This is a genomic window from Natronobacillus azotifigens (assembly GCF_026805325.1).
In the GTDB taxonomy this organism is placed as follows: Bacteria; Bacillota; Bacilli; order Bacillales; family Amphibacillaceae; genus Natronobacillus; species Natronobacillus azotifigens.
In genome coordinates this window covers 50,788-75,728 of record NZ_JAPRAT010000008.1, presented here as the reverse complement: position 1 = coordinate 75,728, position 24,941 = coordinate 50,788, and the positions used below count along the sequence as shown (strand labels likewise).

Genomic DNA, 24,941 nt, shown 5'->3' with positions numbered 1-24,941 from the left:
CGAGTATAGATGATTTAGTAATAATAGGTGTTAAAAAAAGCAACCAAAAGTTAAGTGCACATTTCTTCGTTTGTTCATCAGGTTTTTGAAAGCTTAACCATTGTTGCTAATCAATTGATTTTTGAACACGTATTCTATGTACAATAATATATTTTTACCACTAGGGGCGCTAATTAGCTGAGATAAAGAGTATACTCTTTGGTCCCTTTGAACCTGAATTTGGTTAGTACCAACGTAGGGAAGTGGAGCTGGTAGCTATGCTTGTTTTTTAGGATAGCGATAGGTTGAACCGCTCCATATTTATGGATGCGGTTTTTTGTGATTTTTCATGCGATATTTTGAATTAGATTATGAAATAGATTCAAGTAAGTTCTTTCATCCTGTTCTCTGATGGGAAAAGGTGAGCACAATAATGTGAGGGGGATATATGATGACGAAAATAGTAACCGCACTTACGATTGCTGGGACAGATCCGACTGGAGGGGCTGGAATTCAAGCTGATTTAAAAACATTTCAGGAACGTGAAGTTTATGGGATGAGTGTAGTGACTTCGGTGGTCGCGCAAAACACATTGGGGGTAAAGGCTGTTGAGCATTTACCGATCGACTTTATTGATCAGCAACTTCAAGCGGTTTTTACAGACATTGAACCAAGCGCGATAAAAACTGGAATGATATCAACAATTGAGATGATGGAGTTAATTGCATCTTATGTAAAAAAACATCCTGACATCCCTTATATAATCGATCCTGTTATGGTAGCAACGAGTGGAGATGCGTTAATGAATGAAGAATCGCGTCGTGTCATTCGTGAGTTGCTAGTTCCACTTGCAACTATCGTTACGCCAAATGTCCCGGAAGCAGAAATTCTTGTTGATTTTAAAATTTCTGATTTATCTGATCTAGAAAAAGCTGCCCAGACCATTGTGAAAGATTTAGGTGCAAAGGCAGCGGTTGTAAAAGGGGGGCATCTAGCTGGAAAGGCAGTAGATGTGCTCTACGTTGATGGTAATGTCCATTATCTAGAAGCTGATCGTTTTGAAACGAAGCATACACATGGGACTGGGTGTACTTTTTCTGCGGCGATTTCTGCTGAATTAGCGAAAGGGAAATCAATTGTTGAAGCAACTGCACTAGCGAAGGATTTTATCACAGATGCGATTCAGTATCCACTGAATCTTGGGTTAGGTAGTGGACCTACGAACCATTGGGGTCACCGATTAAAAGAATTACCAAACAAAAAGGAGGACTAATAATGAAAGAAGAGATTGGGGAAATCATCGAACAGATAAAGGTAAAGCAGCCGTTGGTGCACAATATTACGAATCAAGTAGTAATGAACTTCACGGCTAACGGATTGTACGCGATTGGCGCAGCTCCTGTTATGGCGAATGATGTAAGAGAAGTGGCGGATATGGCAAGCATTGCGGATGCATTATTAATTAATATCGGTACACTAACGATCGATCAAGTTGAAGCAATGATATTGGCGGGAAGATCGGCAAATGAGAAAGGAATTCCGGTAGTGTTTGATCCGGTTGGTGTAGGCGCAACGCCGTTTCGTAATCAAGCGGCAGAAAGAATTTTAAATGAAGTATCCATCACGTTAGTTCGAGGAAATTCCGGTGAAATTAGTCAATTAGCTGGTATGGATGCAGAGGTTAGAGGGGTGGATGCGACTGGTAATATGGATGCTGTCAAGATAGCTAAAACAGCTGTAAGAAAGTTAGGCACGGCTGTGCTTGTTACTGGTGAGCAGGATGTCATTGCGGATCAAAACGCTTTGGCTATCTTGTCGAATGGCACACCATTATTGACAAAAGTTACGGGGACTGGCTGTTTATTGAGTTCTGTAGTAGCTGCATTTTTAGCAGTAGGAAAAGAGACGGTTGTTAGTGCGGTGGCAGCGGCTAGTTTTTATAGTGTAGCGGCCGAATTTGCGGTCGAGAAGGCCGATCAACCAGGTAGTTTTCAAATGGCTTTTCTCGATGCTCTGTCCCAAACAACAAGTGTTCATGTATTGGAGAAAATGCAGTTAGAGGTACAAAATCATGAAATTTGATGTTTCACAATTAGCAGTATATTTTATTATGGGTAGCAATAATTGTGGCGGCGAAGATCCGCTAGAAATATTGTCAGAGGCACTAGCTGGTGGGATAACGTGTTTTCAGTTTCGTGAAAAGGGAATGTATGCGAAAACAGGTGAAGAAAAAGAAGAGTTAGCTCGCCAAATGCAAGAGATGTGTCAATCTTACCAAGTTCCATTTATTGTGAATGATGATATTGATTTGGCGATAAAGCTCAATGCAGACGGTGTACATGTGGGGCAAGACGATCAAGCGGTAGAGGAAATTAAAAAACTCCGTTCGGATTTAATCATCGGTGTATCAGCAACATCAGTTGAAGAAGCCGTTCAAGCGGTAGATGATGGTGCCACATATATAGGTGTTGGTCCTGTTTTTGCAACAGCTACAAAATCGGATGCAAAAACCCCGATAGGGTTATACGGAATACGTAGCGTTCGAGCTGCAGTTCCATCGATACCAATGGTGGCAATTGGTGGTATCGATTTGTCTAAAATACGTTCCATCAGACAAGCTGGCGCAGACGGAGTATCTGTTATTTCTGCGATTAGTTTAGCTCGTAAACCTCGTGTCATGGTTGAATCCATGCGTCGTGAATATCGAAAATAGTAGATCGATAATTTTTTCAATACGTGTATTTTTTGCAAAAAAGCATCCCTACCTTATGATTTCGCTCTTCAAGACGGAGGGATAAGCCTTTTTTGAAGTGTTAAGTAGCTATGTTATAGAGGGTGTTGAAAAAGTCATCAAATGATAAGTGGTGCGTCACTTTACCGCACTTACTTCTTATTTAACGACTTTTTGAACGCGACTTATAGATCAAAAATGAAACTTTTCGGCGTTAAGATCGTATATATATATGATTTTTAAAACGGAGGATATGAGTATGATGCATTTTCTGGTAGTGTTATTGTTTATGTTTCTTGGTTACTTGATTAAATATAGACAATATAGTTGGTTAATTGCCGGTTACAATACGTCAACGAAAAAACAAAAAGAAAAATATAATCAAGACGCTCTTTGTCGTGGTGTAGGAAATTTAGCGTTTATTCTTGCAGGAATTGCTTCCGTTGGTTCGATTGGTGAATTTTTTTCCCTTAATCGGGTCATGTTGTTTAGTTGGATTTTATTCTCAATCGTTATAATTGTTGAGCTATTTAACATGAACATCGGAAATCGTTTTCGGAAATAAAATAATTTTGTATCCCTGAGCGAGCGCTCGCAAGACTCCTACGCTAAAACGGTGTCAAAACCAAAGCTGATTAAGTGGAAGTAACGGACGCTAGCACCCCGAATGGTTCAAGGGCCTTTAGGTCATCCTGTAGGGCGAACAATCAGTGGGGGAATAACTAAAAACCCCCACTGATTGAAGTTTCGCTTTATTGTAGTCTTGTTTCGATGGCAGATGTTTGTTTTTCTTGCTAAAGGGTAAATTATTAGAAGCGACAATATTTATTATTCATTAGCAAGGAGGTAGAGGATGCGATTAAAAAACAAAAAAATCATTGCGCTTGTTGATCATGATTTTGAAGATTTGGAATTATGGTATCCAGTTTTGCGGTTGCAAGAAGAAGGAGCTATGGTTGATTTGGTTGGAGAGATTGCAGGGAAAAAGTATGTGGGAAAATACGGTGTGCCTGCAAATTCTGATCGGAGCTTTTCCGATGTAAATGTAGATAAATATGACGCAATTTTAGTGCCGGGTGGTTGGGCTCCAGACAAGTTACGTCGATATCCAGAAGTACTTGCGTTTATTAAGCACTTTGATCAAATGAAAAAACCGATTGGACAAATTTGTCATGCGGGATGGGTGCTGATCTCTGCAGGGATTTTAGATGGGGTAAGAGTAACAAGTACGCCAGGGATTAAAGATGACATGACTAATGCAGGGGCTACGTGGCATGACGAGCCTGTTGTAGTAGATGGTCATATTATATCAAGCCGCAGGCCGCCGGACTTACCGCCGTATGTAAAAGCTTTTGCGGACAAGTTGGCAGACGAATAAGTAGTAGAACAGATACACCTCCTGATAAAGGGGGTGTATTTGTGTTTCTGCGGTATTTCACAAACATTGTTGCTTTCGGAATGTTTAGGAGTTCATTATGACCAATAAAAATTTGTAAAAAAAGAAAAAATGCGATTGCACTGCGTTGTGCAATCGCCAAATATATATATATAGGGGGAAAACAAATGGTAAATCAATTATTATTAACGTAACATCACTAACTAAACATTACGATTAAGATGGAACTTTATCTTCCGAAAGATTATTCAAACGATCTGCTAATCCGAACCCACTGTTTGAGGAAACAGACTCTTTCGTTACTAATGAATCTTTAAACTCATAAGCGTTAGATCCATGTTCAGCGATATCCAAGCCTGAAATTTCTTCTTCTTCTGATACGCGAATAGAAGAGAAGCGAGTGATGATAAAAGTGACTAGCCCTACTGTAGCCATTGTCCAAGCGATAACTGCAATAACACCAATTGCTTGAACACCTAGTTGTTCAGGTCCGAATCCGTAAAATAAACCAGTATCTAGAGAGAATAACCCGACTGCTAGTGTACCCCAAATACCGCAAAGACCGTGAACGGAAAGAGCACCTACAGGATCGTCAATTTTTAGTTTGGTATCAAAGAAGGTAATCCCTTCTACTAAAATAACACCAGAGATTAAACCGATGATAATAGCTCCGACAATAGAAACTTCTGCCGTACCTGCTGTAACCCCGACTAAACCAGCTAACACACCATTAAGTGATAACGATGCATCCACATGTTTAAAGCGTAGTTGTGAATAGAGAGCAGTTGCGATTAAACCACCAGCACTTGCCATTAAGGTTGTCGCAACAACCATTGGAATTAGTGTTGGATCTGCTTCTAATGTACTACCACCATTAAAACCAAACCAACCCAACCAAAGGATAAATACCCCTAATGCGCCCATTGGAATATTGTGTCCAGGGATAACATTAATTTTATTGCCAGTATATTTACCAAGACGAGCTCCTAAGAATAGTACAACGGTAAGAGCTCCGACAGCACCAGTCAAGTGAACGACTGTTGATCCTGCAAAATCACTGAAGCCTAAGTTTACTAACCAACCGTCATCTGACCAAATCCAGTGACCGACAACAGGGTAAATGAAAGCAGTCATTGCGATAACGATTAATACGTACATACCTAACTTCATACGCTCTGCTACTGCACCTGAAATGATCGTAGCACAAGTTGCAACGAACATTGCTTGGAAGACGAAAAATCCGATATCTTCAACGCCGTCTAGTAAAAATCCATCAGATCCAATAAATGAACCAGCTGAACTACCAAACATAATTCCATAACCGATGAGGAAAAATAAAATCGGTCCAATGCTGATTGTTAAAAAGTTTTTCATAATGATATTTAATGAGTTTTTCGCTCTAGTAAAGCCTGACTCAACCATTGCGAAACCTGCATGCATGAAGAATACTAAAAACGCAGCAAGCATAACCCAAATCATATCAACCGTACCTTGTGTTACTGCTTCTCCTGTTTCTGCATATGCTGGAGCTGCGAGTAATAAACTGATAAAAAGTAAAAGTCCAACTTTCTTTAACATAGAAACCCTCTCCTTTTTTTATTAAAGAACTGCATCTTGGCCGCGTTCGCCTGTTCTAATACGAATAGCATCTTCGACTGGATAAATGAATATCTTTCCGTCTCCGATTTTTTCAGTGCTACAAGTTGCAAGAATCAAATCAACAACTTCTTCTAACTTTGTGGCGGGGACGACTGTTTCCACTTTAATTTTTGGTAATAATTGAATTTCAAAAGTCGTTCCGCGGAAAACACCTGTCTGTCCTTTTTGTTTTCCGGTACCAGCAACCTCTGTAACCGTAATACCTCCAATTCCAATTTCAGCTAATTTGTCGCGCAAAGCTTGAAACTTTTCAGGCCGAATAATCGCCTCAACTTTTTTCATTTTACAACTCCCCTTTCATGTAAGGTTTTATAACATTACAAGTTATGTTAATTATCATAAGCTTAATTTTCTGAAATTTCAAGTGTTTTGACCGAATTTTTTGAAAAAAATTAAAGTAAACGCTTTCTTGTCGTAAGTTAATGAGAAAACCAGAGGATACACGTGTTCTTTTTCTAAAAAGGCCTGCGGAATAATTGTACTTTGTTTCATTCTTAAAATCTTTCTCCATCAAGTTTTGCTTTTTCTCGGAGTAAGCAACCTTCAGTAACAATCCTGATTTGAAACAACAAGAATATAAAGTTGTTGAGGTTGAGGAGAGAAAGGCTAGCACCTCAAATGGTATAAGGGAACAATCAGTGAGTACATTCTCCCTGATTAAAATTTTCTTCTATAAGAAATTGCTCAAAATATAGTGAATATCATATGGAAAGTAATAGTGGTTTACTGTGTGAATATGATAAAATAGAATGGAATGAAAAAAATGCTCATCTAGTTATTGTGGTCAAATTAATGAGAGGGGAAAAATATTAATATGAAACGTACAGGTGAAATAGTACTAGGAATTATTGGTGCTGTAATTTATGGCTTCTTTGGTTTGATTGGTATAGGGATGATAATGCTTCAAAATTATGATGAATTCTCTGAGAATGTGTATCAAGAGTTAGTAGCATCGAATCCTGAGGTCAATTTTCCCGACTATGAAACGATGTTAGAAACACTAAGCTTCAACGGAACAATGATTGCGGTTGTGTCTATTCTTGCTCTAATCGCAGGTATTGTTGCATTAGTCTTCTTAAAAGGAAACAAAAGACCGAAAGCGGCAGGGATCATCTTCATCCTAACGGGAGTTATTTCCGCACTTGGTCTGTTAGAAATGGCCTTGTTTGCTAGCGTATTTTACATCGCAGCAGGTATTATGTGTTTAGTACGTAAACCAAAAGAAGAACGATTGGCTGATTTATAATCAGTAAAGGCGGCTTTGGTACATGTGAAGACTAGAGTCGCCTTTCTATGAAAAATAGTATTTGTCAAAAAAATAGAATGAATAAGAGAAACAAAAAAGTTTAACGCAGTTTTATTTTGTCAAACTTTTTTAGGTAACCTTTAATAAGGAGGATCATCATGAGTAAAATAAGAGTGGGTATTGTTTTTGGTGGTAAGTCAGCAGAACATGAAGTATCCTTGCAATCTGCGAAAAACATTGTTGATGCAATTGATCGAGAAAAATACGAAGTGATTCTGTTGGGAGTAGATAAGGCTGGAAAGTGGCATGTAAGTGATTCTTCCACTTATTTAGAAAATGAAGATGATCCGAAAACAATTCGTTTAAATAAAACAAATCAGCAAGTGGCAGTCATTCCAGGACAAACGCGAGATCAATTACTGAATGTAGCAAGTGAGTCGTTACTAGAGCAAGTAGATGTCATTTTTCCGATTGTTCACGGAACGTTAGGGGAAGACGGTAGTTTACAAGGGTTGCTTCGGACATTAAATATGCCGTTTGTCGGCACAGATTTATTAGGATCAGCAATTAGTATGGATAAAGATATCGCGAAACGCTTATTAAGAGAAGCGAAGATAAATGTTGCCAAAGGACTCACATTCAAAAAACATCAACAAAAGGATATTTCTTTTGATCAAGTAAAAGCAGAACTTGGTTTACCTTTATTTATTAAACCAGCTAATCAAGGTTCTTCTGTTGGTGTCAGTAAAGTCGAGAATGAAGAATCTTTTCATGCGGGATTAAGTGAAGCCTTCTTATTTGACCATAAAGTATTAGTGGAAGAAGCGGTTGTTGGTCGTGAGATTGAATGTGCAGTTTTAGGGAATGAACATCCCATTGCGTCTTTACCAGGTGAAATATTACCACAAACAGATTTTTATTCTTATGAATCGAAATACATTGATGAAACAGGGGCGAAATTGGCAGCTCCTGCCGAAATGCCAGAGGAACAAACGAGTAGAGTCCAAGCAGCGGCAATTAACGTATATCAAACCCTAGAATGTGAGGGGATGGCTCGGGTTGATTTCTTTATGAAGGAAGATGGAAGTTTGGTTGTGAATGAAGTGAACACGATTCCTGGTTTCACAAAAATTAGTATGTATCCAAGATTATGGGGCATTAGCGGAATTTCGTATCCGGACTTGATCGATCGCCTGATCAACCTTGCGTTCGAGCGATATGAACGAAATAACCAATTACAAAGCAACGTCTCACATCAATAAACGAGGATGTTCAAAAAGTTACCAAATGATAAGGCGTATGTTGCTTCGTTTACTGGTTCTTGTGGTTCTCATGTGGGGGAGCCCGCGCTAAAATAGTTTTTTGACAAAAGAAAGGGCGCTACTATTCGCGCCCTTTCTTTTTTCTTTTCCAATAAAAATATACAGGTAATCCAATTAACAAGAAAACAGCTAAGACTGGTAAGTTACCGATGAAAAAAACGATGAGATTGGAACCAGCCACAAAAATAAAATTATAGCTTCTTAACAATTGTTGCTTTGTCCGTTCCCAGGTGTTTAAGTCTTGATCGCCAATTCTGTCCACGCGGTCTTCATAAATAGAGAGTGTTATCGTTGCTAAGTCTGTTTTGTTATCGAGATAATTCATTCGACCAGTTATTTGTTCAATCTCCTCTTGGATTTTGGCTAAGTCTCTCGATATGTTCAGTAAGTCTTCGGTTGTCTCCGCTTCATCCATAAAATTAAGCAGTCTTTCCTCTACAACCATTTTAGAATTTAGTCTAGACTCTAAATCAACATACTGTTCAGTAACATCTTGTCCGGAAGTATTATGATGAATGATTTTGATGTCATCGGACTCCAGTAGTGAAGGGAATGACTGAAAATATTGTTGAGGGATGCGGGCGGTAATCCTTCCTTCACGCAAATCATTGTCCAATTGCCATGTTTCGTTATGAATGACATAACCATTCTGTTCGGCAATTTGCGTTTCGATCTTTTGTAGTGCTTCTTGGTAATTTTTTACTTGCAGTTCAAAATAACCTTCATTAATAATTTTTTGTTCTTGATTAATAGTATTATCTATCTGCATCGTGTCGTCTTGGTCGTAGTCTCCAGATTCAACATGATCCATTTCTTGATCATATTCCTCTGTTGAACGAACATCTCTAGTCGCTTCTGGTACGCTTGAATCATCGGAATTGCTACACGCGATCATTGTAAGCGCTGACGTGGATAGCAATAGGAAAAGAAAGAGCTTTTTCAATGTAATTCCTCCTTGAAATCATTGATTATTGCATTAGACGTAGATTTAGGTAAATAGTTACAAGAAAATCAATTATACAAGTGCCTATTCTTATGCAACTATTTTTTTGTCGGAGTATAACGCATAATAAATTATATCTAATAGATCATCTTTTAAGACTAACAATCAATAAGAGGAACCTAAAATCCCCACTGATTGAAGTGTCACGCTATAGCTTGTCACCATCAGCCCTTTACAAAATATAGATTTAAAAGAATTGGGTGGTGTTCCTCCAGTTTATCTTATGTATAAATATTAATAATTCTTGCATATTCTGATGAATGTTATAAAAAAAGACTGAACGCACTGTATTCAATCTATTATATTATCCTTACTACAGAAAACTAAGAAAAAATAAGAAAAAAATTGTTATTACCCCTTGAATTTTTATTCTGTATAGTGCATAATAATTCATACACAAGTGATGAAGAGCGAAATGAACTTAATATAAAGGTTGGGGGAGATTTAAAATGGCAAAAGAAAAAGTAGTTTTAGCATATTCAGGTGGATTAGATACATCGGTGGCGATTAAATGGTTACAAGACCAATACAATTATGATGTAATCGCTGTTGGTTTAGATGTTGGAGAAGGTAAAGATTTAGAATTTGTGAAAAAGAAAGCATTGGATGTTGGTGCAATAAAATCTTATTCTGTCGATGCAAAAGCATTGTTCGCTGAAGAATATGTGTTGCCAGCATTACAAGCTAACTTACTATATGAAGGGAAATACCCATTGATTTCTGCATTATCACGTCCGTTAATTGCAAAAGTACTTGTTGATATTGCTGAAAAAGAGGGTGCGGTAGCAGTTGCGCATGGTTGTACAGGAAAAGGGAATGACCAAGTTCGTTTTGATGTAGCATTTACGGCATTAAAACCTTCTCTGAAAATTGTTGCACCGGTAAGAGAGTGGAAGATGACAAGAGATGAAGAATTTGCTTACGCGAAAAAACATGGTATTCCAGTTCCTGTTGGAATCGAAAGTCCATATAGTATCGACCAAAACCTATGGGGACGCAGTAATGAATGTGGCATTCTAGAAGATCCTTGGGCAGAAGCACCAAAAGACGCTTTTGAATTAACAACAGACCCAGTAGATGCACCGGATGAAGCGCAAGTAATCACACTAACTTTCGAACAAGGAAAGCCAACAGCTATTGATGGAGAAGAATTGCAATTAGATGAATTGATTTTAAAATTAAATACAATCGCCGGAAAGCACGGAGTTGGTAGAATTGATCACGTGGAAAATCGTCTCGTTGGGATTAAATCACGTGAAATCTACGAAGCGCCAGCTGGGGTTACGTTAATTGCTGCACACCAAGAACTAGAAGCACTTACGTTGCCAAGAGAAGTTGCGCAGTTCAAACCGATGATTGAGCAAAAACTAGCACAAACTGTATATGATGGTCTATGGTATTCGCCATTAACAGACGCGCTACAAGCATTTATTAAACAAACACAACAATTTGTATCAGGAAATGTGAAAGTGAAACTATACAAAGGATCAGCTTTTGTCATTGGACGTGAATCCAAACATTCCTTATATGACATGGATTTAGCAACGTATTCAACTGGTGACGCATTTGATCATGATGCTGCACTTGGATTCATTAAATTATGGGGATTGCCTACACAAGTACACGAAACAGTAACGGGAGCGCAGCAAAACAAAAAAGCTTCCATTACAAAAACTACGATTGATGTAAAGGAAGCGGTAAAGCAATGAAACTATGGGGCGGACGATTTACAAAACCAACGAATCAACTAGTAGATGAATACACAGCATCGATCACATTTGATCAGAAATTAGCACAATTCGATATTCAAGGTAGTCTCGCCCATGTTAAAATGCTTGCTAAATGCGAAATCATTTCTCAAGAAGATTCGGAGCAAATTGCTAAGGGGCTACTTGTTGTTGCAGAGAAAATTGCTAATGATCAAGTAGAACTAACTGAGGAAAATGAAGATATTCATATGAATGTGGAGAAATTGTTAATTGATGAGGTAGGACCGGTTGGCGGTAAACTTCATACAGGTAGAAGTAGAAACGACCAAGTAGCGCTTGATATGCGTTTATATTTGAGAGATGCGCTTGTAACCATCAGTCAATTGCTTTTCGATGTACAACAAGCATTGGTAAAGCAAGCAGAAGCAAACTTGGACACTGTCTTACCTGGTTATACGCACTTGCAGCGTGCCCAACCTGTTCTATTCGCACATCATATGATGGCCTATGTATTTATGTTTCAACGGGACTTGGAGCGATTAGCAGATAGTTGGAAGCGTGTCAACAAGTCTCCGTTAGGCGCTGGTGCATTAGCGGGTACCTCATTTCCGATTGACCGGGAATATGTCGCGGAACAGTTGAATTTTGATGGGATTACGGAAAATAGTTTAGATTCAGTTAGTGATCGTGACTTTGTTGTAGAATTTTTAGCGGATGCATCTTTAGTCATCATGCATTTATCTAGACTGTCGGAAGAGCTTGTACAATGGTCGAGTGCAGAATTTAATTTTATCGAATTGGATGATGCTTTCTGTACCGGAAGTAGTATGATGCCACAAAAGAAAAATCCAGATGTACCAGAATTGGTGCGTGGAAAAACAGGTCGGGTATTTGGGCATTTAAGTGGAATGCTTACAACATTAAAAGGCTTACCGCTTGCTTATAACAAAGATATGCAAGAAGACAAAGAAGGTATGTTTGATACAGTGGAAACAATCAAAGGAGCACTTGCGTTATTTGCCCCAATGATTGAGACGATGGAAGTGAAGAAAGAAACCATGTATCAAGCGGTCGCTAAAGATTACTCGAATGCAACAGATCTTGCGGACTATTTAGTAGGAAAAGATATTCCTTTCCGAGAAGCACATGCGATTGTCGGTCAAACGGTTTTATATAGTATTGAACAAAACAAATATTTGCTCGATTTATCGTTAGAAGAATTCATGCAATTTTCTGATCAAATTGCTGAAGATATCTATCAAGTATTATCGCCAAAAGCGGTTGTTAATGCTCGTAATGTAGCTGGAGGAACAGCGAAGAATCGAGTAGAAGATCAATTGAAACAGGCGAATGCACTTTTTGAACAGAATCAAGCATGGATTGAAAAGAAAATTCAACAAATTGATCAGCTTCTTCTTACAAATAAATAGAAAAAGTGAAAACTAGCTTCGGCTAGTTTTCTTAGCACTAACATGTATATTTATAAGTTTTTTAGTATAAAAATTAATTTTGGATAGCGATGTGGAGGTAAAAGTGATGCAGGAGAAAATAGGGTACCTTGTCCTAAATACAGGGGATGTATTGGTCGGGAAATGGCTTGGAGAGCCGATAGAAAAAGAGGGAGAAATGGTTTTTAATACTGCGATGACGGGTTATCAAGAAGTTGTGACAGATCCTTCTTATGCAGGACAGATTGTAACACTCACATATCCCTTGATCGGAAATTATGGCTGTAGTGATGTGATGAAAGAAAGTGTTCATACGGCATTAGCAGGTCTGATTATTTCATCTGCTTGTTCCGATCCAGATCATTATCAATCCAATTATTCATTCATTGATTTTATTAAGCAAAATAAACTTCCTACCTTGTATGATATTGATACACGGGCGTTAACAAGAATTATCAGAGAGAATGGTGAGGTTTACGGGAAAATTACAACTAAACCAACCAACAAGCCAAAACAATGTGCAGTGGACCCGATGATTGTGTCGAAAGTATCTGTAGCTGAAATTCAACAGTTTACATCAATAACAAAATTTGAAAACCACTCGAAGAAACATATTGTCCTAATGGATTTTGGCTATAAACAATCAATCGTAGAAGCGTTGCTCGAACAAGGTTGTGATGTTACCGTTGTTCCTTATCATATTCAGGCAGAAACGGTTGAAAAATTAAACCCAGACGGTGTGATCCTTTCCAACGGCCCTGGAGATCCGAAAAACTTGCAAGCCCAATTAGCAACGATAAAGCAAATTGCCAACAGCTATCCAACCCTCGGAATTTGTTTAGGACATCAGCTAATTGCCTTAGCGTTTGGCGGATCAACCAAGCGTCTTCCTTATGGCCACCGAGGCAGCAATCATCCTGTAAAAGATCTTTTGACTGGCAAAGTGGTGATTACTTCGCAAAATCATGGCTACGTTGTAGATGAAGCTTCGATTGATTCAGACAATTGGTATGTTTCTCATATTAACGTGAATGACAAGTCGGTGGAAGGATTGAAGCACAAAACAAAACAGGTGAGCAGTGTTCAATTCCATCCAGAAGCACATCCAGGTCCAATTGATTCCCATGATATTTTTGTCCAATTTATCGAACAGTTACCTGCAAAGGAAGTGAAGCAACATGCCTAAATTACAGCATATAAAAAAGGTAATGGTAATTGGTTCAGGTCCAATTGTGATTGGGCAAGCAGCAGAATTTGATTATGCAGGAACGCAGGCATGTTTAGCTTTGCGAGAAGAAGGAGTCGAAGTTGTTCTTGTCAATAACAATCCTGCAACCATTATGACAGATGAAAATATTGCAGATAAAGTGTACTTAGAACCACTAACCTTAGCCTCCCTTCGAAATATAATAGCAAAAGAAAAACCAGATGGCCTGTTGCCTACATTAGGGGGGCAAACAGGCCTAAACCTTGCAACCGAACTAACAGAAGCAGGTGTGCTAAAAGAGCACAATGTGGAATTGTTGGGAACTCCTTTAGAAACGATTCAAAAAGGAGAAGACCGTGAGATTTTCAAATCAATGATGAAAAGTATCGGAGAGCCATCGGCGGAAAGTGTCTCTACAAGCTCGATCGAACAAGCAATCCAGTTTGCCAATCGAGTTGGGTATCCGCTAATTGTTCGTCCTGCATACACATTAGGTGGTGCGGGTGGTGGGATTGCAAATAATGAGGCTCAATTAAAGAAAATTGTGAAGCATGGTATTTTTGCAAGTCCGATCAATCAAGTGTTAATCGAACAGAGTGTAAAAGGTTGGAAAGAAATCGAATATGAAGTAATGCGTGATGATAATGATACGTGCATCATTGTTTGTAATATGGAAAACCTTGATCCAGTCGGTGTACATACAGGGGATAGTATTGTTGTTGCACCATCACAAACGTTAACAGATCAGCAATATCAAATGTTACGAACTTCTTCTGTCAAAGTAATTCGTGAGTTAGGTGTTGTTGGCGGTTGTAATATTCAGTTTGCCTTAAACCCCGCAAGCAATGAATATATTATTATCGAAGTAAATCCACGTGTAAGTCGTTCCAGTGCGCTAGCATCAAAAGCAACGGGATACCCGATTGCGCGAATTGCAGCAAAAGTAGCGCTTGGATATCATTTGGATGAAGTGATCAATCCGATTACAGCCGATACGTATGCTAGTTTTGAGCCAGCGATTGACTATATTGCCGTGAAAATTCCTCGTTGGCCATTTGATAAATTCAAACAAGCGGATCGTTTGTTAGGAACTCAAATGAAGGCAACGGGAGAAGTTATGGCATTGGCTCGTAATTTCCCAACGGCCTTGAATAAGGCGATACGTTCATTAGAAGTTGGTTTAGATTCGTTATATTTACCAGGCGTGGAACAATTGTCGGATGAAGCTTTGGAACAAGCACTGGCAGCACCGACTGATGAACGTCTGTTTATCCTTGCAGAGGCGTTACGTCGTGGCTATTCGATTGATCAACTTCATCAAATTACAGAAATCACAAAATATTTTCTACACGAGTTATCTTTGATGATTGAGATGGAACAAACATTACAACGACTACCTTGGGAAAAAGTAGCTGTTGGTGATTTAAGAAAAGCAAAACAATATGGCATCTCTAATAAACGATTAGCACAACTTTGGCAGGTGTCCATAATAGATATCGAAGGTCAATTAAAGCGCAAAACGGTCTTTCCGTCCTATAAGATGGTAGATACATGTGCTGCAGAGTTTTCTGCGGAAACACCATATTTTTATAGTTCATGGAATGAAATGGACGAAGTAGAACCTTTGACTGGTGAGCGTAGAATGGTCGTACTAGGATCTGGACCGATTCGAATTGGTCAAGGGGTCGAGTTTGATTATTGTTCTGTTCATGCGGCCATGTCGTTAAAAGAACAAGGAATTGATGCTGTAGTCGTGAACAATAATCCAGAAACGGTTAGTACCGACTTTAATGTAGCCGATCATCTATATTTCGAGCCATTAACGGAAGAAGACGTATTGCAAGTGGTGAAAAAGGAGCAAGCAGATGGTGTGCTCGTTCAATTTGGTGGGCAAACAGCTATTAATCTAGCGGATGGTTTAGCGAAGCAAGGGGTCAACATTATTGGAACCGAGTTGCGTGTGATTGAAGCGACAGAAGATCGGGATCAATTTTATCAACTATTGAAAGAATTAGATATTCCGCACATTCCTGGCGATACGGTCATGAGTATGGAGGATGCCAAAGCAATGGCGGAACAAATTGGTTATCCAGTTTTGCTTCGTCCATCTTATGTAATTGGCGGACAAGGAATGGTAGTTTTGCATGATGAAGCGGAATTAATCGATTATTTAACACAATTAAAAGGTTCGGTAAGCTCACAACGAATCTTCCCATTATTAATTGACCGATTCATTAAAGGAAGTGAAGTGGAAATTGACGCTGTCTGTGATGGTGGAGATATCCTGATTCCGGGAATTTTTGAACATGTGGAACGAGCTGGTGTTCATTCGGGAGATAGTGTAGCAATCTTTCCATCTCCTAGCTTAACAGAACAAGAGAAGAACATGATTGAATTATATACAGAAAAAATCTCGGCTGCCCTTAATGTGAAAGGAATCATGAATATACAGTTTGTTATTGGTGCAGATAGTCGAACGATTTACGTATTGGAAGTGAATCCTCGAGCATCAAGAACCGTACCGATTGCGAGCAAGGTTACCGGTGTTCCGATGATTGACTTAGCAACAAGGGTACAAATGGGAGAAAGTTTACGAGATCAAGAGTGGCAACTTGGCTTACACAAAGAGGTTCCTTTCTATGCAGTAAAAATGCCGGTCTTCTCGACAAACAAATTACCAGGGGTTGACCCAATCTCAACACCGGAGATGAAATCAACTGGTGAAGCAATTGGTCTTGGTTCAGCTGTTGAGGAAGCAATGAATAAAGCGTTTGGTTGGAAAGCAGGATTTTTGCAAGAAATTGGGCAAGATACATCAATTTATCTAGCATTGGAAGAGATTGATGTAGCCCTTTGCTCGGAATTAGCCAAAGCAAAAGGGAAGTTAGTTGCTGATGAGTCAACAGCTAATCTCTTGTCAAAGCAAGGATTGAAAGTTGATCAGGTAATGGCTGTTGAAGCGGCGATCGATGCCAACAATGAAGAAGCATTTGCCGTCGTTTGTAGTACGAAAACAACTGCTGTTGATCAGCAGTTACGAGAAAGTACACTGCAAGCGGGTGCGGTCTGTTTAACAGCGAATGAAACGCTAACGGCATATTTACAAGCGGCTAAAGTGGAGTTGAAAAATCCTCATACGGTACAGCACTATTTGAAAGATGGAAACCAGCAAAATAAAAAGGAGCGTGTGTTACGATGACGACGGTAGCGGAGAAAGATTTGCAAGCACAACTAGCAGGGAAAGACTTCTTGACTTTACTCGACTATAGCAAAGAAGAATTACTTTACTTGTTAAAGTCAGCTATAGAAATTAAAGCGAAACATAAACAAGGGATTGTGTATCAGCCGTTAAAAGGAAAAGTACTTGGCTTGATTTTTGAGAAATCATCAACACGTACACGTGTATCTTTCGAAGCTGGTATTTATCAGTTAGGTGGAACTGGACTATTTTTAAGTTCAAAAGATATTCAGCTTGGTCGAGGAGAGCCTATTTCCGATACGGCAAAAGTCTTGTCTAGTTATCTTGATGGTATCATGATTCGTACCTTTGCCCAATCAGATGTAGAAGAGCTTGCAGAGAATGCTACCATTCCTGTTATCAATGGACTAACAGACCTTTATCATCCTTGTCAGGTACTAGCAGATTTGCAAACGATTGAGGAAGCAAAAGGAAAGTTAGCAGGTTTGAAAATTGCTTATATTGGTGATGGGAACAACATGGCACATTCATTAATGATTGGTGCAGCCAAAATGGGCATGCATTTTAGTACCGCGGCACCAGCAGGTTATTTGCCTGATGAATCGATTGTTGCAAAAGCAAAAAAGATTGCAGAAGGAACAGAGATCACAATTACAACCGATCCTGTTAAAGCAATCAAAGATGCGGATGTTATTTATACCGATGTTTGGGCAAGTATGGGTCAAGAAAGTGAGCAAAAGGAACGCGAGAAACTCTTTGCGAATTATCAAGTGAATGCTAATTTAGTGCAACATGCAAAAGCCGATTATCTGTTTATGCACTGTCTTCCTGCTCACCGTGGGGAAGAGGTAACAGCAGATATTATTGATGGCGATCACTCCGTGGTCTTTCAAGAAGCAGAAAACCGTCTACATGCACAAAAAGCATTGATGGTCGCATTGATGGGATAATATAGAAGAGCTAATGCTGAAGTGTAGAACTTTGGTGTTAGCTTTTTTAATATCATAATATTTGATAATTACTAAGAAGAACTTATTGTTTTTTCATAAGTATCGGTTAGCATACCTGGTATAATGATGAAAATTATGAGATTAAATAGGTAGTAAGACAGGGAAAAGTAGTGACCTTTAATAAATTTAATCAAAATGGAATAAAATAACTAGAGATTTTAAGGAAAGGTATTTACAATTATAAATTAAAATGGTATTATTTACATAATAACTAGACACGGCACCTTAGTTATAAAATAACAAGGAGGTGAATGTCTATGAGGAAAAAAACTATTTTATCTGTTATTCTAGTATTCTTCTTTATTTCAATCCCGAGTATTGCATTGGCTACTGAAAATAATAATACTGCTCCAATGATTGAACAGTCTGAAGATGAAGTAGGAGTACTAGGAACGGTTACAGGTAATGCTGGAAGTTCCTGGGTTAACTTGAATAGAACCACGTCAAAAAAGTCGCAAGCTTCATTTGGTTCTAGTTCAAAAAGTCATAGGATGGTTAGTGTAGCCTGGACTTTAACTTATTCTGATGGTAAGTCAAAGACTGGGATGAATTTTCCATTCAGCAAAAGTTGGAGCAATGAACATGTTCAAAGTCATAATAGTGCAGGAACAAAAACAGTAGTTTTATCTGGAGCAGCAGTAACACCTACAGGAAGAACTTTAGTTTTACTAAATCCTAGTTCGTCAGCATACATTTATTAAGAGTAAGGACACACTTTCTTTTTTTGGAAAGTGTGTTCTATTCATAATTAATATAATTACAAAAAGGAGCAGGTGTAAATGATTTCACTAGAAAAAATAAAAAAAGTTTATAAACACCGTCCTATACTTGTTCAACAAGAACCAATCACCATACAAAAAGGGGTGAATTGCGTCATTGGATTGAATGGAATGGGAAAAACGACATTACTGAAAATATTATTGGGTATTATTGAACCAGAGGAAGGTAATATTCGATATGAGAACCGTTCCATAGCTGAAAGTTTGAAGAAAATAGGTGTTATGTTTGATCAAGCTTTTTTTTATCCTGATTTAACTGGACTAGAAAATTTGCAATATTATAATGCATTTCAGGAGGAACCGATCGCTCATGAAAATTTAATTGAACTAGCAAAAGAATGGGGAGTGCCACTTGATAAGATCAAAGTAAAAGATTACTCGTTAGGAATGAAAAAAAGACTGACGGTGGCGTTTTCTCAACTTTCTAATCCGGATTTTTGGTTTCTAGATGAACCGTTTAATGGGATAGATTCAGAAGGAAAGCAACAATTGATTAATAAAATAAAAACCGAGAAAGCGGAAAATAAGACCATTCTGTTAATATCCCATGATTTTAATGTGAATATTAAGTTGGCAGACCATCTTTTCATTGTTCATAATCGTTCCATGTACTATCTAAAAGATTTCCCAATGCATGCTAATAATTTAGTTTATTCGTCCGCTTACATTTCCTTGGAAAACAATAAGGGTTTACCAGATACATTTGTTTCCAAACTATTAAGTTATGATGAAACGGATAGTGGTTTGGAAATAACCTATCTAAAAAGAAATGAGTCTGAAATAATTGAGTGGTTTTTAAAAGAAAAAATTATGGTCAAAAATGCGGAAGATAATATGTTGGCAATCGATCAACTTGTAAAATATATGGAGGAGCTGAGCTGATGCTAAAGGCAGAATGGTTACGTATATATCGAAAAAAATCTATCTATATACTATCTATAATTCCTTTTATTGGTGTGTGCTTTTGGATATTTGAGCGTTATCAAAATGCATCCGAGTTAAGTCAGTTAAGCCTAGACTCCGATATCGCAGGTGCAGGAGAAACGATTGAGAATTTGTTGCTAGCTTTACGTCCTGAATGGATATTTTCTCAAGCGATGGGTGAGGTTTTTTCTACTATTTATCTCTTTCCTTTTGTTATTATAGGGGTGATTTGGGTATATGATGATCTTAATCATGGTATCTTAACCCATGTTGCTACCGTTCATCAAAATAGATTTCGCTACTTTATGATCAAGATTTTTTCGCTATCATTATTCTTTTTGATGACTGTTTTTCTTTACTTCTTTGTTCTCGCTACTACTAGTTTCTTTTTGCCAGATACATTGAAAAGTGAGTGGCCCCAGATATTTTCTTTATGGAATCTTAGAGCTTTTTGTATCTTCACCTTCGTTTTACTATTTTGGAGCATAGTAGGTATGACCATAACCTATTTATCACAATCTGCAGTTGTTGGTTCTGGGATCTTAATGTTTTATTTATTATTTGAACGCGTCTTCACCACCGTTACTGCGTATAGCTTCCAGTCTGAATTGTTGATGAAAATGAATGAGTATCTTCCGTGGGCCAATATGAATAGCTTGATCATGTATGCTTCGCAAATTAAAACGGAAACCTCGCAAGGATTTTTTTCTAGTGTTGATCCTATTATGTTTGAGATGACTACATATATGGAGGGGATGTTAATACCTATGCCGATAGTGAAGCCTCTATATGTGCTTATGATCTTTTCTGTTTTATATAGTTTTGTTTTCGGAAGTGTTTTTTGGATGACTTTTCAATATAGAATCAAACATTCATAGAATGGTGGAATGTTCATGTCTAAGAAAAAATTTTTATTTTTTGGTTGTGTTATCTTGCTCATCGTTTTCCTTTTTGCTCGGAATGCGATACAGAATAGAAAACTTGCTAAACAGGTGGATGAATATCAAGAATGGTTTATGCTTTTTGTTGAAGAAAAGAATACTGAACCCGAAAAAGATGTGGTTATTGCCCGCGTAGGTGATGAGGAAATTACTAATTTTGATTTATGGTTTTTTAGTGCGATCAATCATATTTATATGGTGACAAATGGTTCTACTTCTTTAGCAGATTTTGAAGTAAACAATGAAGCTATTATTTCAGGATTTCATGATTTATTGTTGGATACCATTTATTACGAATACGCCATGATCCATGATATAGAGGTAGGTGTCGAGGATGCGTTTGAGGTTCAGAAGTCAATTGCAGAGGTTGAGCTTACATCTAAAGATCCGGCTATTCAAACGGTTTCTGGGCTAAAGTTAGATTATCCTAAATGGTTTAGTAGAAAAGCAAAAGGTTATTATGCGTTAAGAATGTTAGAAAATGAAATGATGGAAACGTCTGATTTAACGTCCGAGCAGATAGTCAAACAAGCGGAAGCCATATTATATCAAGCCTTTGAAGAAGTGAATGTATCAATAACCGAGGAGGCTCCAAGCATAGTAAAAGAAGCCCCGCTGATAGCTTTAATAAACAGTTAATAAGCACTCGTAAAATAAGCTAGCGTGTCGAATTTCTATTTGATTTGATACGCTTATTTGTACATCGGGTTTAATCTAGTGGGACGGTATTTATTAATGAAACAAAAATGCCGTTTCTAGAAATGCAAGAATGGAAGAAGTATTAACACAAGTAGATCTACTGGATCATAAAAAATAAAACGGTAGAAAATTTCTCGAGTGGTATGAAAAGAAGGTTATTTAGCGATTGCTTTGTTGCATGAGTCTACAGCAAGTGTTGATCCTGTGCTTCGAAAGGATATATGTAATCAGTTTAAAAAAAATGAAGGAAAGTCGAGTCACGAAACTTAGCATTCCTCATAAAAAAGCAATAAGCAATTTTGTATGGTTACGGCAAGTAACAATCGGCGACAAGACAAGACAAAATTTCTGTGAAACTGCATTGGCTTATCGATTGAACTCCTGCTATAATTTAGGTTGTGCGAGTTTATTTTTGCAACAACATAATAAAGGATGATGAAAATGACTACAGATCATTCTATTGTTCAATCGTTATCTGAAATTGTAGGTAAGGAAAATGTTTTAATAGATGAACAGATTAGAAATCATACGTATACACAGTTAGGCGGAACGGCTGATTATTTTGTGATGCCAGGTACGATTGAAGAAGTGCAGGCAACGGTAAAGTTTGCAAATGTAGAAAGCATTCCATTCACATTACTTGGGAACGGTTCGAATTTGATTGTTCGCGATGGTGGCATTCGTGGTATTGTGATGAACCTTAAACGCCTTTCAGCGATCAAGCGGGAATCGAATACTTTGATTGCGGAAAGTGGTGCGCGCATTATTGATGTTTCTTATCGAGCGCTAGCTGAATCACTTTCTGGTTTGGAATTTGCTTGTGGCATTCCTGGAACTGTTGGCGGTGCGCTTTACATGAATGCAGGTGCTTACGGTGGTGAGATTAAAGATTGTTTAGAAAAAGCAGTTGTTGTTGATATCCATGGTGATGTTCAAACACTACTTGCTTCGGAATTAGCATTAGATTATCGAACAAGTAATATCCCAGACAAAGGATATATTGTATTAGAGGCTTATTTCACCCTAAAGCCTGCTGCTGAAGTGGAGATCAAAATGGTGATGGATGATTTAACGGAAAAACGCGAATCTAAGCAACCGTTAGAATACCCATCTTGTGGTAGTGTGTTCAAACGTCCACCGGGTTATTTTGCTGGAAAATTGATTCAAGACAGCAATCTACAAGGGAAGGGAATTGGTGGAGCAGAAGTCTCGACTAAACATGCTGGTTTTATTGTGAACAAAAATAATGCCACGGCTTCCGATTATCTTGCTGTTATTGAAATGGTACAAAATAAGGTGAAAGAAAACTTCGGCGTGGAGTTAGAACGTGAAGTAAGAGTAATTGGTGAGGACGCAACGGAATAAATGAGATCTTTAAAACTGGTCAGATGTTGATCGGTTTTTCTTTTTGAAAATATCGGTGTAATGGACGTTTGCGCCCGTAGTGGTTTAAGCACCATTCTTTACCAAGTTAGCTGAGTCCGCGCCGTGCGGATAGCGACCATCTGTAATTAGATTTCCATATACACACGATAAATCGGTTCAAAGTACCAGATGAACTTCCTAGGTTTATCTGAAAAATGTTTACACGTGCATTTTTTCGCGGATTATGTTAGACTATGAGCAATTGAATAGGTAATTCCTTTGGGGCAGGGTGTAATTCCCGACCGACGGTGATAGGTAACCGCTTTACCTAAAGTCCGTGACCCGGAGCATGAGAATGCGAAGGTGGATTTGGTGCAATTCCAAAGCCGACAGTAAAGTCTGGATGAGAAAAGGAAGAAGAAACGTATATGTATTGTACGTTTTTTTAAGAATGAATAAGCATAGCTATGCTTGTTTTCTTTTGGATATCACAAAGCCCTAGGTTTCTTTAATCTAGGGCTTTTTTTCGTCGATTAGAAAAGGAAGATAGGGAACTGGAGGAGGTTGGAAGATGTCGAAAGAAAAGTATATGGAGCTAGCCATCACTTTAGCGAGGAGCACGATTGGCCAAACAAGTCCGAATCCATCAGTAGGTGCGGTTGTTGTAAAGGAAGGCCAAATCATTGGTATGGGAAGTCACTTGAAGGCCGGTAAGGAACATGCAGAAGTCTATGCACTCGACCAAGCTGGTGATCAGTCAGTAGGTGCTGATATTTACGTGACGTTAGAACCTTGTGCACACCACGGCAAAACCCCTCCATGTGCCAATTTATTGGTGGAACGAAAAGTAAAAAAAGCTTACATTGCTACAGTTGATCCTAATCCCAAGGTTGCAGGAAAAGGAATCGAAATACTACGGAACGCAGGGATTGAAGTGGAAGTTGGCTTGATGGAAGAAGAAGCAAGAAAGATAAACGAAATGTTTTTTTACTATATGAATCATAAACAACCCTTTGTCACGATGAAAGCGGCAATGACATTGGATGGGAAGATTGCAACAGCATCAGGTGACAGTAAGTGGATTACTTCCGAGCAGGCGCGGGCAGATGTACATCAAGAACGCGCGCGACATGATGCGATTTTAGTTGGAGCAAATACGGTCAAGCATGATAACCCACAATTAACAGTACGCTTGCCCCAAGGCGGGAAAAATCCGATTCGAGTTATTTTATCAACAAAATTGTCGATTCAGGCAGATCGTCATGTATTAAATCATGAAGCTCCAACTTGGATTGTCTGTGGACAACAAGCAGATGCAGAAGCTTTCCAAAAAAAATATCCACATATCAAAGTAATTCAGATGGATACAGATGAAATGGAGCTAGAAGAAGTTTTGAAAGCATTAGGCGAACATGGCATTCAATCTTTATACGTAGAAGGTGGTAGTCGTGTTCATCACAGTTTTCTAGAAAAGCAACTGTTTCAAGAATGTCATTGGTATATTGCACCCAAACTATTAGGAGGAGCGGACGCGATTCCTGTCATCGGTGGAAAGAGTCCAAGTAAAATGGCTGATGCGCTTGATGTAACGATTGATTCAATGGAACAAGTCGGTACAGACATAAAAATTATCGCTCGTCCAAAAGGAGGTAACTAGATATGTTTACAGGAATTGTTGAAGAAAAAGGAACCTTAAGAAAACTTGTGACCCAAGGATCAAGTATGCAAGTAACGATCGCTGCTGAAACGGTACTAACCGATGTTTCTATCGGTGATAGCATTTCAGTAAATGGGGTATGTTTAACGGTAACGAGTTTTAATCAAGAACAATTTACGGTCGATGTGATGCCGGAAACTTTTCGCACCTCTTCCTTGGCACAACTTTCCGTTGGCTCACAGGTCAATTTAGAACGTGCGATGGCGGCTAATGGGCGATTCGGTGGACACTTTGTTTCTGGCCATGTCGATACAGTAGGAAAAATTGCAAGCATATGGACTGAAGCAAACGCGCGTTATTTATCTATTTCGGTGGAGAATGAAGGGCATGCTTATTTGATGCCTAAGGGATCGATTACGGTTGATGGAACTTCTTTAACGATTTTCGATGTAACAAACGACGGATTTGTTATTTCGCTTATCCCTGAAACACAGCAGGCAACGATTTTAGGCACAAAGAATCAAGGAGATATTGTGAATCTTGAGTTCGATATGTTGGCAAAATATATGGAGCGCTTATTGGAAACAAAATTTCAAGCAAGTCAATCAAATGGATTAACAAAAGATAAGCTAGCAAGCTATGGCTTTTTTGATTAGGGGTGAACAAG

General features: G+C 38.5%; 22 protein-coding genes and 2 riboswitches. Of the genes, 19 read left to right on the top strand and 3 right to left on the bottom strand.

Going from position 1 to position 24,941, the window contains the following annotated elements:
- Nucleotides 1-152: 152 nt before the first annotated feature.
- Nucleotides 153-258: riboswitch (TPP riboswitch) on the top strand.
- 172 nt (nucleotides 259-430) lie between these two features.
- The 5 genes from thiD to OWO01_RS05920 all read left to right on the top strand — a co-directional run bounded on the left by thiD (nucleotide 431) and on the right by OWO01_RS05920 (nucleotide 4,088).
- Nucleotides 431-1,252 carry a bifunctional hydroxymethylpyrimidine kinase/phosphomethylpyrimidine kinase gene (gene thiD, locus OWO01_RS05940; protein WP_268779514.1) on the top strand — a complete coding sequence of 274 codons (822 nt, stop codon included), beginning with the start codon at nucleotides 431-433 and terminating at the stop codon, nucleotides 1,250-1,252.
- Nucleotides 1,253-1,254: 2 nt separating this feature from the next.
- Entirely contained in the window at nucleotides 1,255-2,061 is an 807-nt protein-coding gene (gene thiM, locus OWO01_RS05935) for a hydroxyethylthiazole kinase (RefSeq protein ID WP_268779513.1), read from the top strand.
- Entirely contained in the window at nucleotides 2,051-2,692 is a 642-nt protein-coding gene (gene thiE / locus OWO01_RS05930) for a thiamine phosphate synthase (RefSeq protein WP_268779512.1), read from the top strand. The genes thiM and thiE overlap by 11 nt, the downstream gene beginning before the upstream one ends.
- 277 nt (nucleotides 2,693-2,969) lie before the next feature.
- Entirely contained in the window at nucleotides 2,970-3,275 is a 306-nt protein-coding gene (locus tag OWO01_RS05925) for a DUF3784 domain-containing protein (RefSeq protein WP_268779511.1), read from the top strand.
- A 288-nt stretch (nucleotides 3,276-3,563) separates the two neighbouring features.
- Complete coding sequence (locus tag OWO01_RS05920; protein WP_268779510.1) at nucleotides 3,564-4,088, top strand: type 1 glutamine amidotransferase domain-containing protein; 525 nt, start codon at nucleotides 3,564-3,566, stop codon at nucleotides 4,086-4,088.
- 234 nt (nucleotides 4,089-4,322) lie between these two features.
- Here the strand turns inward: OWO01_RS05920 and OWO01_RS05915 are convergent, their stop codons facing one another.
- The gene (locus OWO01_RS05915; RefSeq protein ID WP_268779509.1) at nucleotides 4,323-5,684 is read right to left on the bottom strand and encodes an ammonium transporter; all 1,362 of its coding nucleotides are present in this window, start codon (nucleotides 5,682-5,684) and stop codon (nucleotides 4,323-4,325) included.
- 21 nt (nucleotides 5,685-5,705) lie between these two features.
- Nucleotides 5,706-6,047: a P-II family nitrogen regulator gene (locus OWO01_RS05910; RefSeq protein WP_268779508.1), complete on the bottom strand. Its 342-nt coding sequence runs from the start codon at nucleotides 6,045-6,047 to the stop codon at nucleotides 5,706-5,708.
- A gap of 532 nt (nucleotides 6,048-6,579) precedes the next feature.
- On the opposite strand from OWO01_RS05910, the gene OWO01_RS05905 reads away from it, so the two are divergent.
- Nucleotides 6,580-7,011, top strand: a complete 432-nt coding sequence (locus OWO01_RS05905) for a DUF4064 domain-containing protein (RefSeq protein WP_268779507.1) — start codon at nucleotides 6,580-6,582, stop codon at nucleotides 7,009-7,011.
- A gap of 158 nt (nucleotides 7,012-7,169) precedes the next feature.
- Nucleotides 7,170-8,273, top strand: a complete 1,104-nt coding sequence (gene ddlA, locus OWO01_RS05900; RefSeq protein WP_268779506.1) for a D-alanine--D-alanine ligase — start codon at nucleotides 7,170-7,172, stop codon at nucleotides 8,271-8,273.
- A gap of 121 nt (nucleotides 8,274-8,394) precedes the next feature.
- Here ddlA and OWO01_RS05895 read toward each other — a convergent pair whose 3' ends face one another.
- Nucleotides 8,395-9,276, bottom strand: a complete 882-nt coding sequence (locus tag OWO01_RS05895) for a DUF4349 domain-containing protein (protein WP_268779505.1) — start codon at nucleotides 9,274-9,276, stop codon at nucleotides 8,395-8,397.
- A gap of 509 nt (nucleotides 9,277-9,785) precedes the next feature.
- Between OWO01_RS05895 and OWO01_RS05890 the strand changes: the two genes are divergently transcribed.
- The 12 genes from OWO01_RS05890 (at nucleotide 9,786) to ribE (ending at nucleotide 24,930) form a co-directional block, all read left to right on the top strand.
- On the top strand, nucleotides 9,786-11,045 hold the full coding sequence (locus OWO01_RS05890) for an argininosuccinate synthase (RefSeq protein WP_268779504.1): 1,260 nt from the start codon (nucleotides 9,786-9,788) through the stop codon (nucleotides 11,043-11,045).
- Complete coding sequence (gene argH / locus OWO01_RS05885) at nucleotides 11,042-12,475, top strand: argininosuccinate lyase (protein WP_268779503.1); 1,434 nt, start codon at nucleotides 11,042-11,044, stop codon at nucleotides 12,473-12,475. Before OWO01_RS05890 ends, argH begins: the two co-directional genes overlap by 4 nt.
- Before the next feature lie 106 nt (nucleotides 12,476-12,581).
- Nucleotides 12,582-13,679: a carbamoyl phosphate synthase small subunit gene (locus tag OWO01_RS05880; RefSeq protein ID WP_268779502.1), complete on the top strand. Its 1,098-nt coding sequence runs from the start codon at nucleotides 12,582-12,584 to the stop codon at nucleotides 13,677-13,679.
- Entirely contained in the window at nucleotides 13,672-16,899 is a 3,228-nt protein-coding gene (gene carB / locus OWO01_RS05875; RefSeq protein ID WP_268779501.1) for a carbamoyl-phosphate synthase (glutamine-hydrolyzing) large subunit, read from the top strand. Before OWO01_RS05880 ends, carB begins: the two co-directional genes overlap by 8 nt.
- Nucleotides 16,896-17,849, top strand: a complete 954-nt coding sequence (gene argF / locus OWO01_RS05870; RefSeq protein ID WP_268779500.1) for an ornithine carbamoyltransferase — start codon at nucleotides 16,896-16,898, stop codon at nucleotides 17,847-17,849. The genes carB and argF overlap by 4 nt, the downstream gene beginning before the upstream one ends.
- 317 nt (nucleotides 17,850-18,166) lie before the next feature.
- A complete protein-coding gene (locus OWO01_RS05865; RefSeq protein WP_268779499.1) occupies nucleotides 18,167-18,610 on the top strand; it encodes a hypothetical protein in 444 nt (147 codons plus the stop codon).
- A gap of 78 nt (nucleotides 18,611-18,688) precedes the next feature.
- The gene (locus OWO01_RS05860; RefSeq protein ID WP_268779498.1) at nucleotides 18,689-19,570 is read left to right on the top strand and encodes an ATP-binding cassette domain-containing protein; all 882 of its coding nucleotides are present in this window, start codon (nucleotides 18,689-18,691) and stop codon (nucleotides 19,568-19,570) included.
- Complete coding sequence (locus tag OWO01_RS05855; RefSeq protein WP_268779497.1) at nucleotides 19,570-20,490, top strand: hypothetical protein; 921 nt, start codon at nucleotides 19,570-19,572, stop codon at nucleotides 20,488-20,490. The genes OWO01_RS05860 and OWO01_RS05855 overlap by 1 nt, the downstream gene beginning before the upstream one ends.
- A 15-nt stretch (nucleotides 20,491-20,505) precedes the next feature.
- Nucleotides 20,506-21,192, top strand: a complete 687-nt coding sequence (locus OWO01_RS05850; RefSeq protein ID WP_268779496.1) for a hypothetical protein — start codon at nucleotides 20,506-20,508, stop codon at nucleotides 21,190-21,192.
- 501 nt (nucleotides 21,193-21,693) lie between these two features.
- Entirely contained in the window at nucleotides 21,694-22,617 is a 924-nt protein-coding gene (gene murB / locus OWO01_RS05845) for a UDP-N-acetylmuramate dehydrogenase (protein WP_268779495.1), read from the top strand.
- Between the two features lie 271 nt (nucleotides 22,618-22,888).
- Nucleotides 22,889-23,036, top strand: a riboswitch (FMN riboswitch).
- 152 nt (nucleotides 23,037-23,188) lie between these two features.
- Nucleotides 23,189-24,274 (top strand): bifunctional diaminohydroxyphosphoribosylaminopyrimidine deaminase/5-amino-6-(5-phosphoribosylamino)uracil reductase RibD, encoded by a 1,086-nt coding sequence (gene ribD / locus OWO01_RS05840; protein WP_268779494.1) that lies wholly within the window; start codon nucleotides 23,189-23,191, stop codon nucleotides 24,272-24,274.
- Nucleotides 24,275-24,276: 2 nt separating this feature from the next.
- A complete protein-coding gene (ribE, locus tag OWO01_RS05835; protein ID WP_268779493.1) occupies nucleotides 24,277-24,930 on the top strand; it encodes a riboflavin synthase in 654 nt (217 codons plus the stop codon).
- Nucleotides 24,931-24,941: the final 11 nt, after the last annotated feature.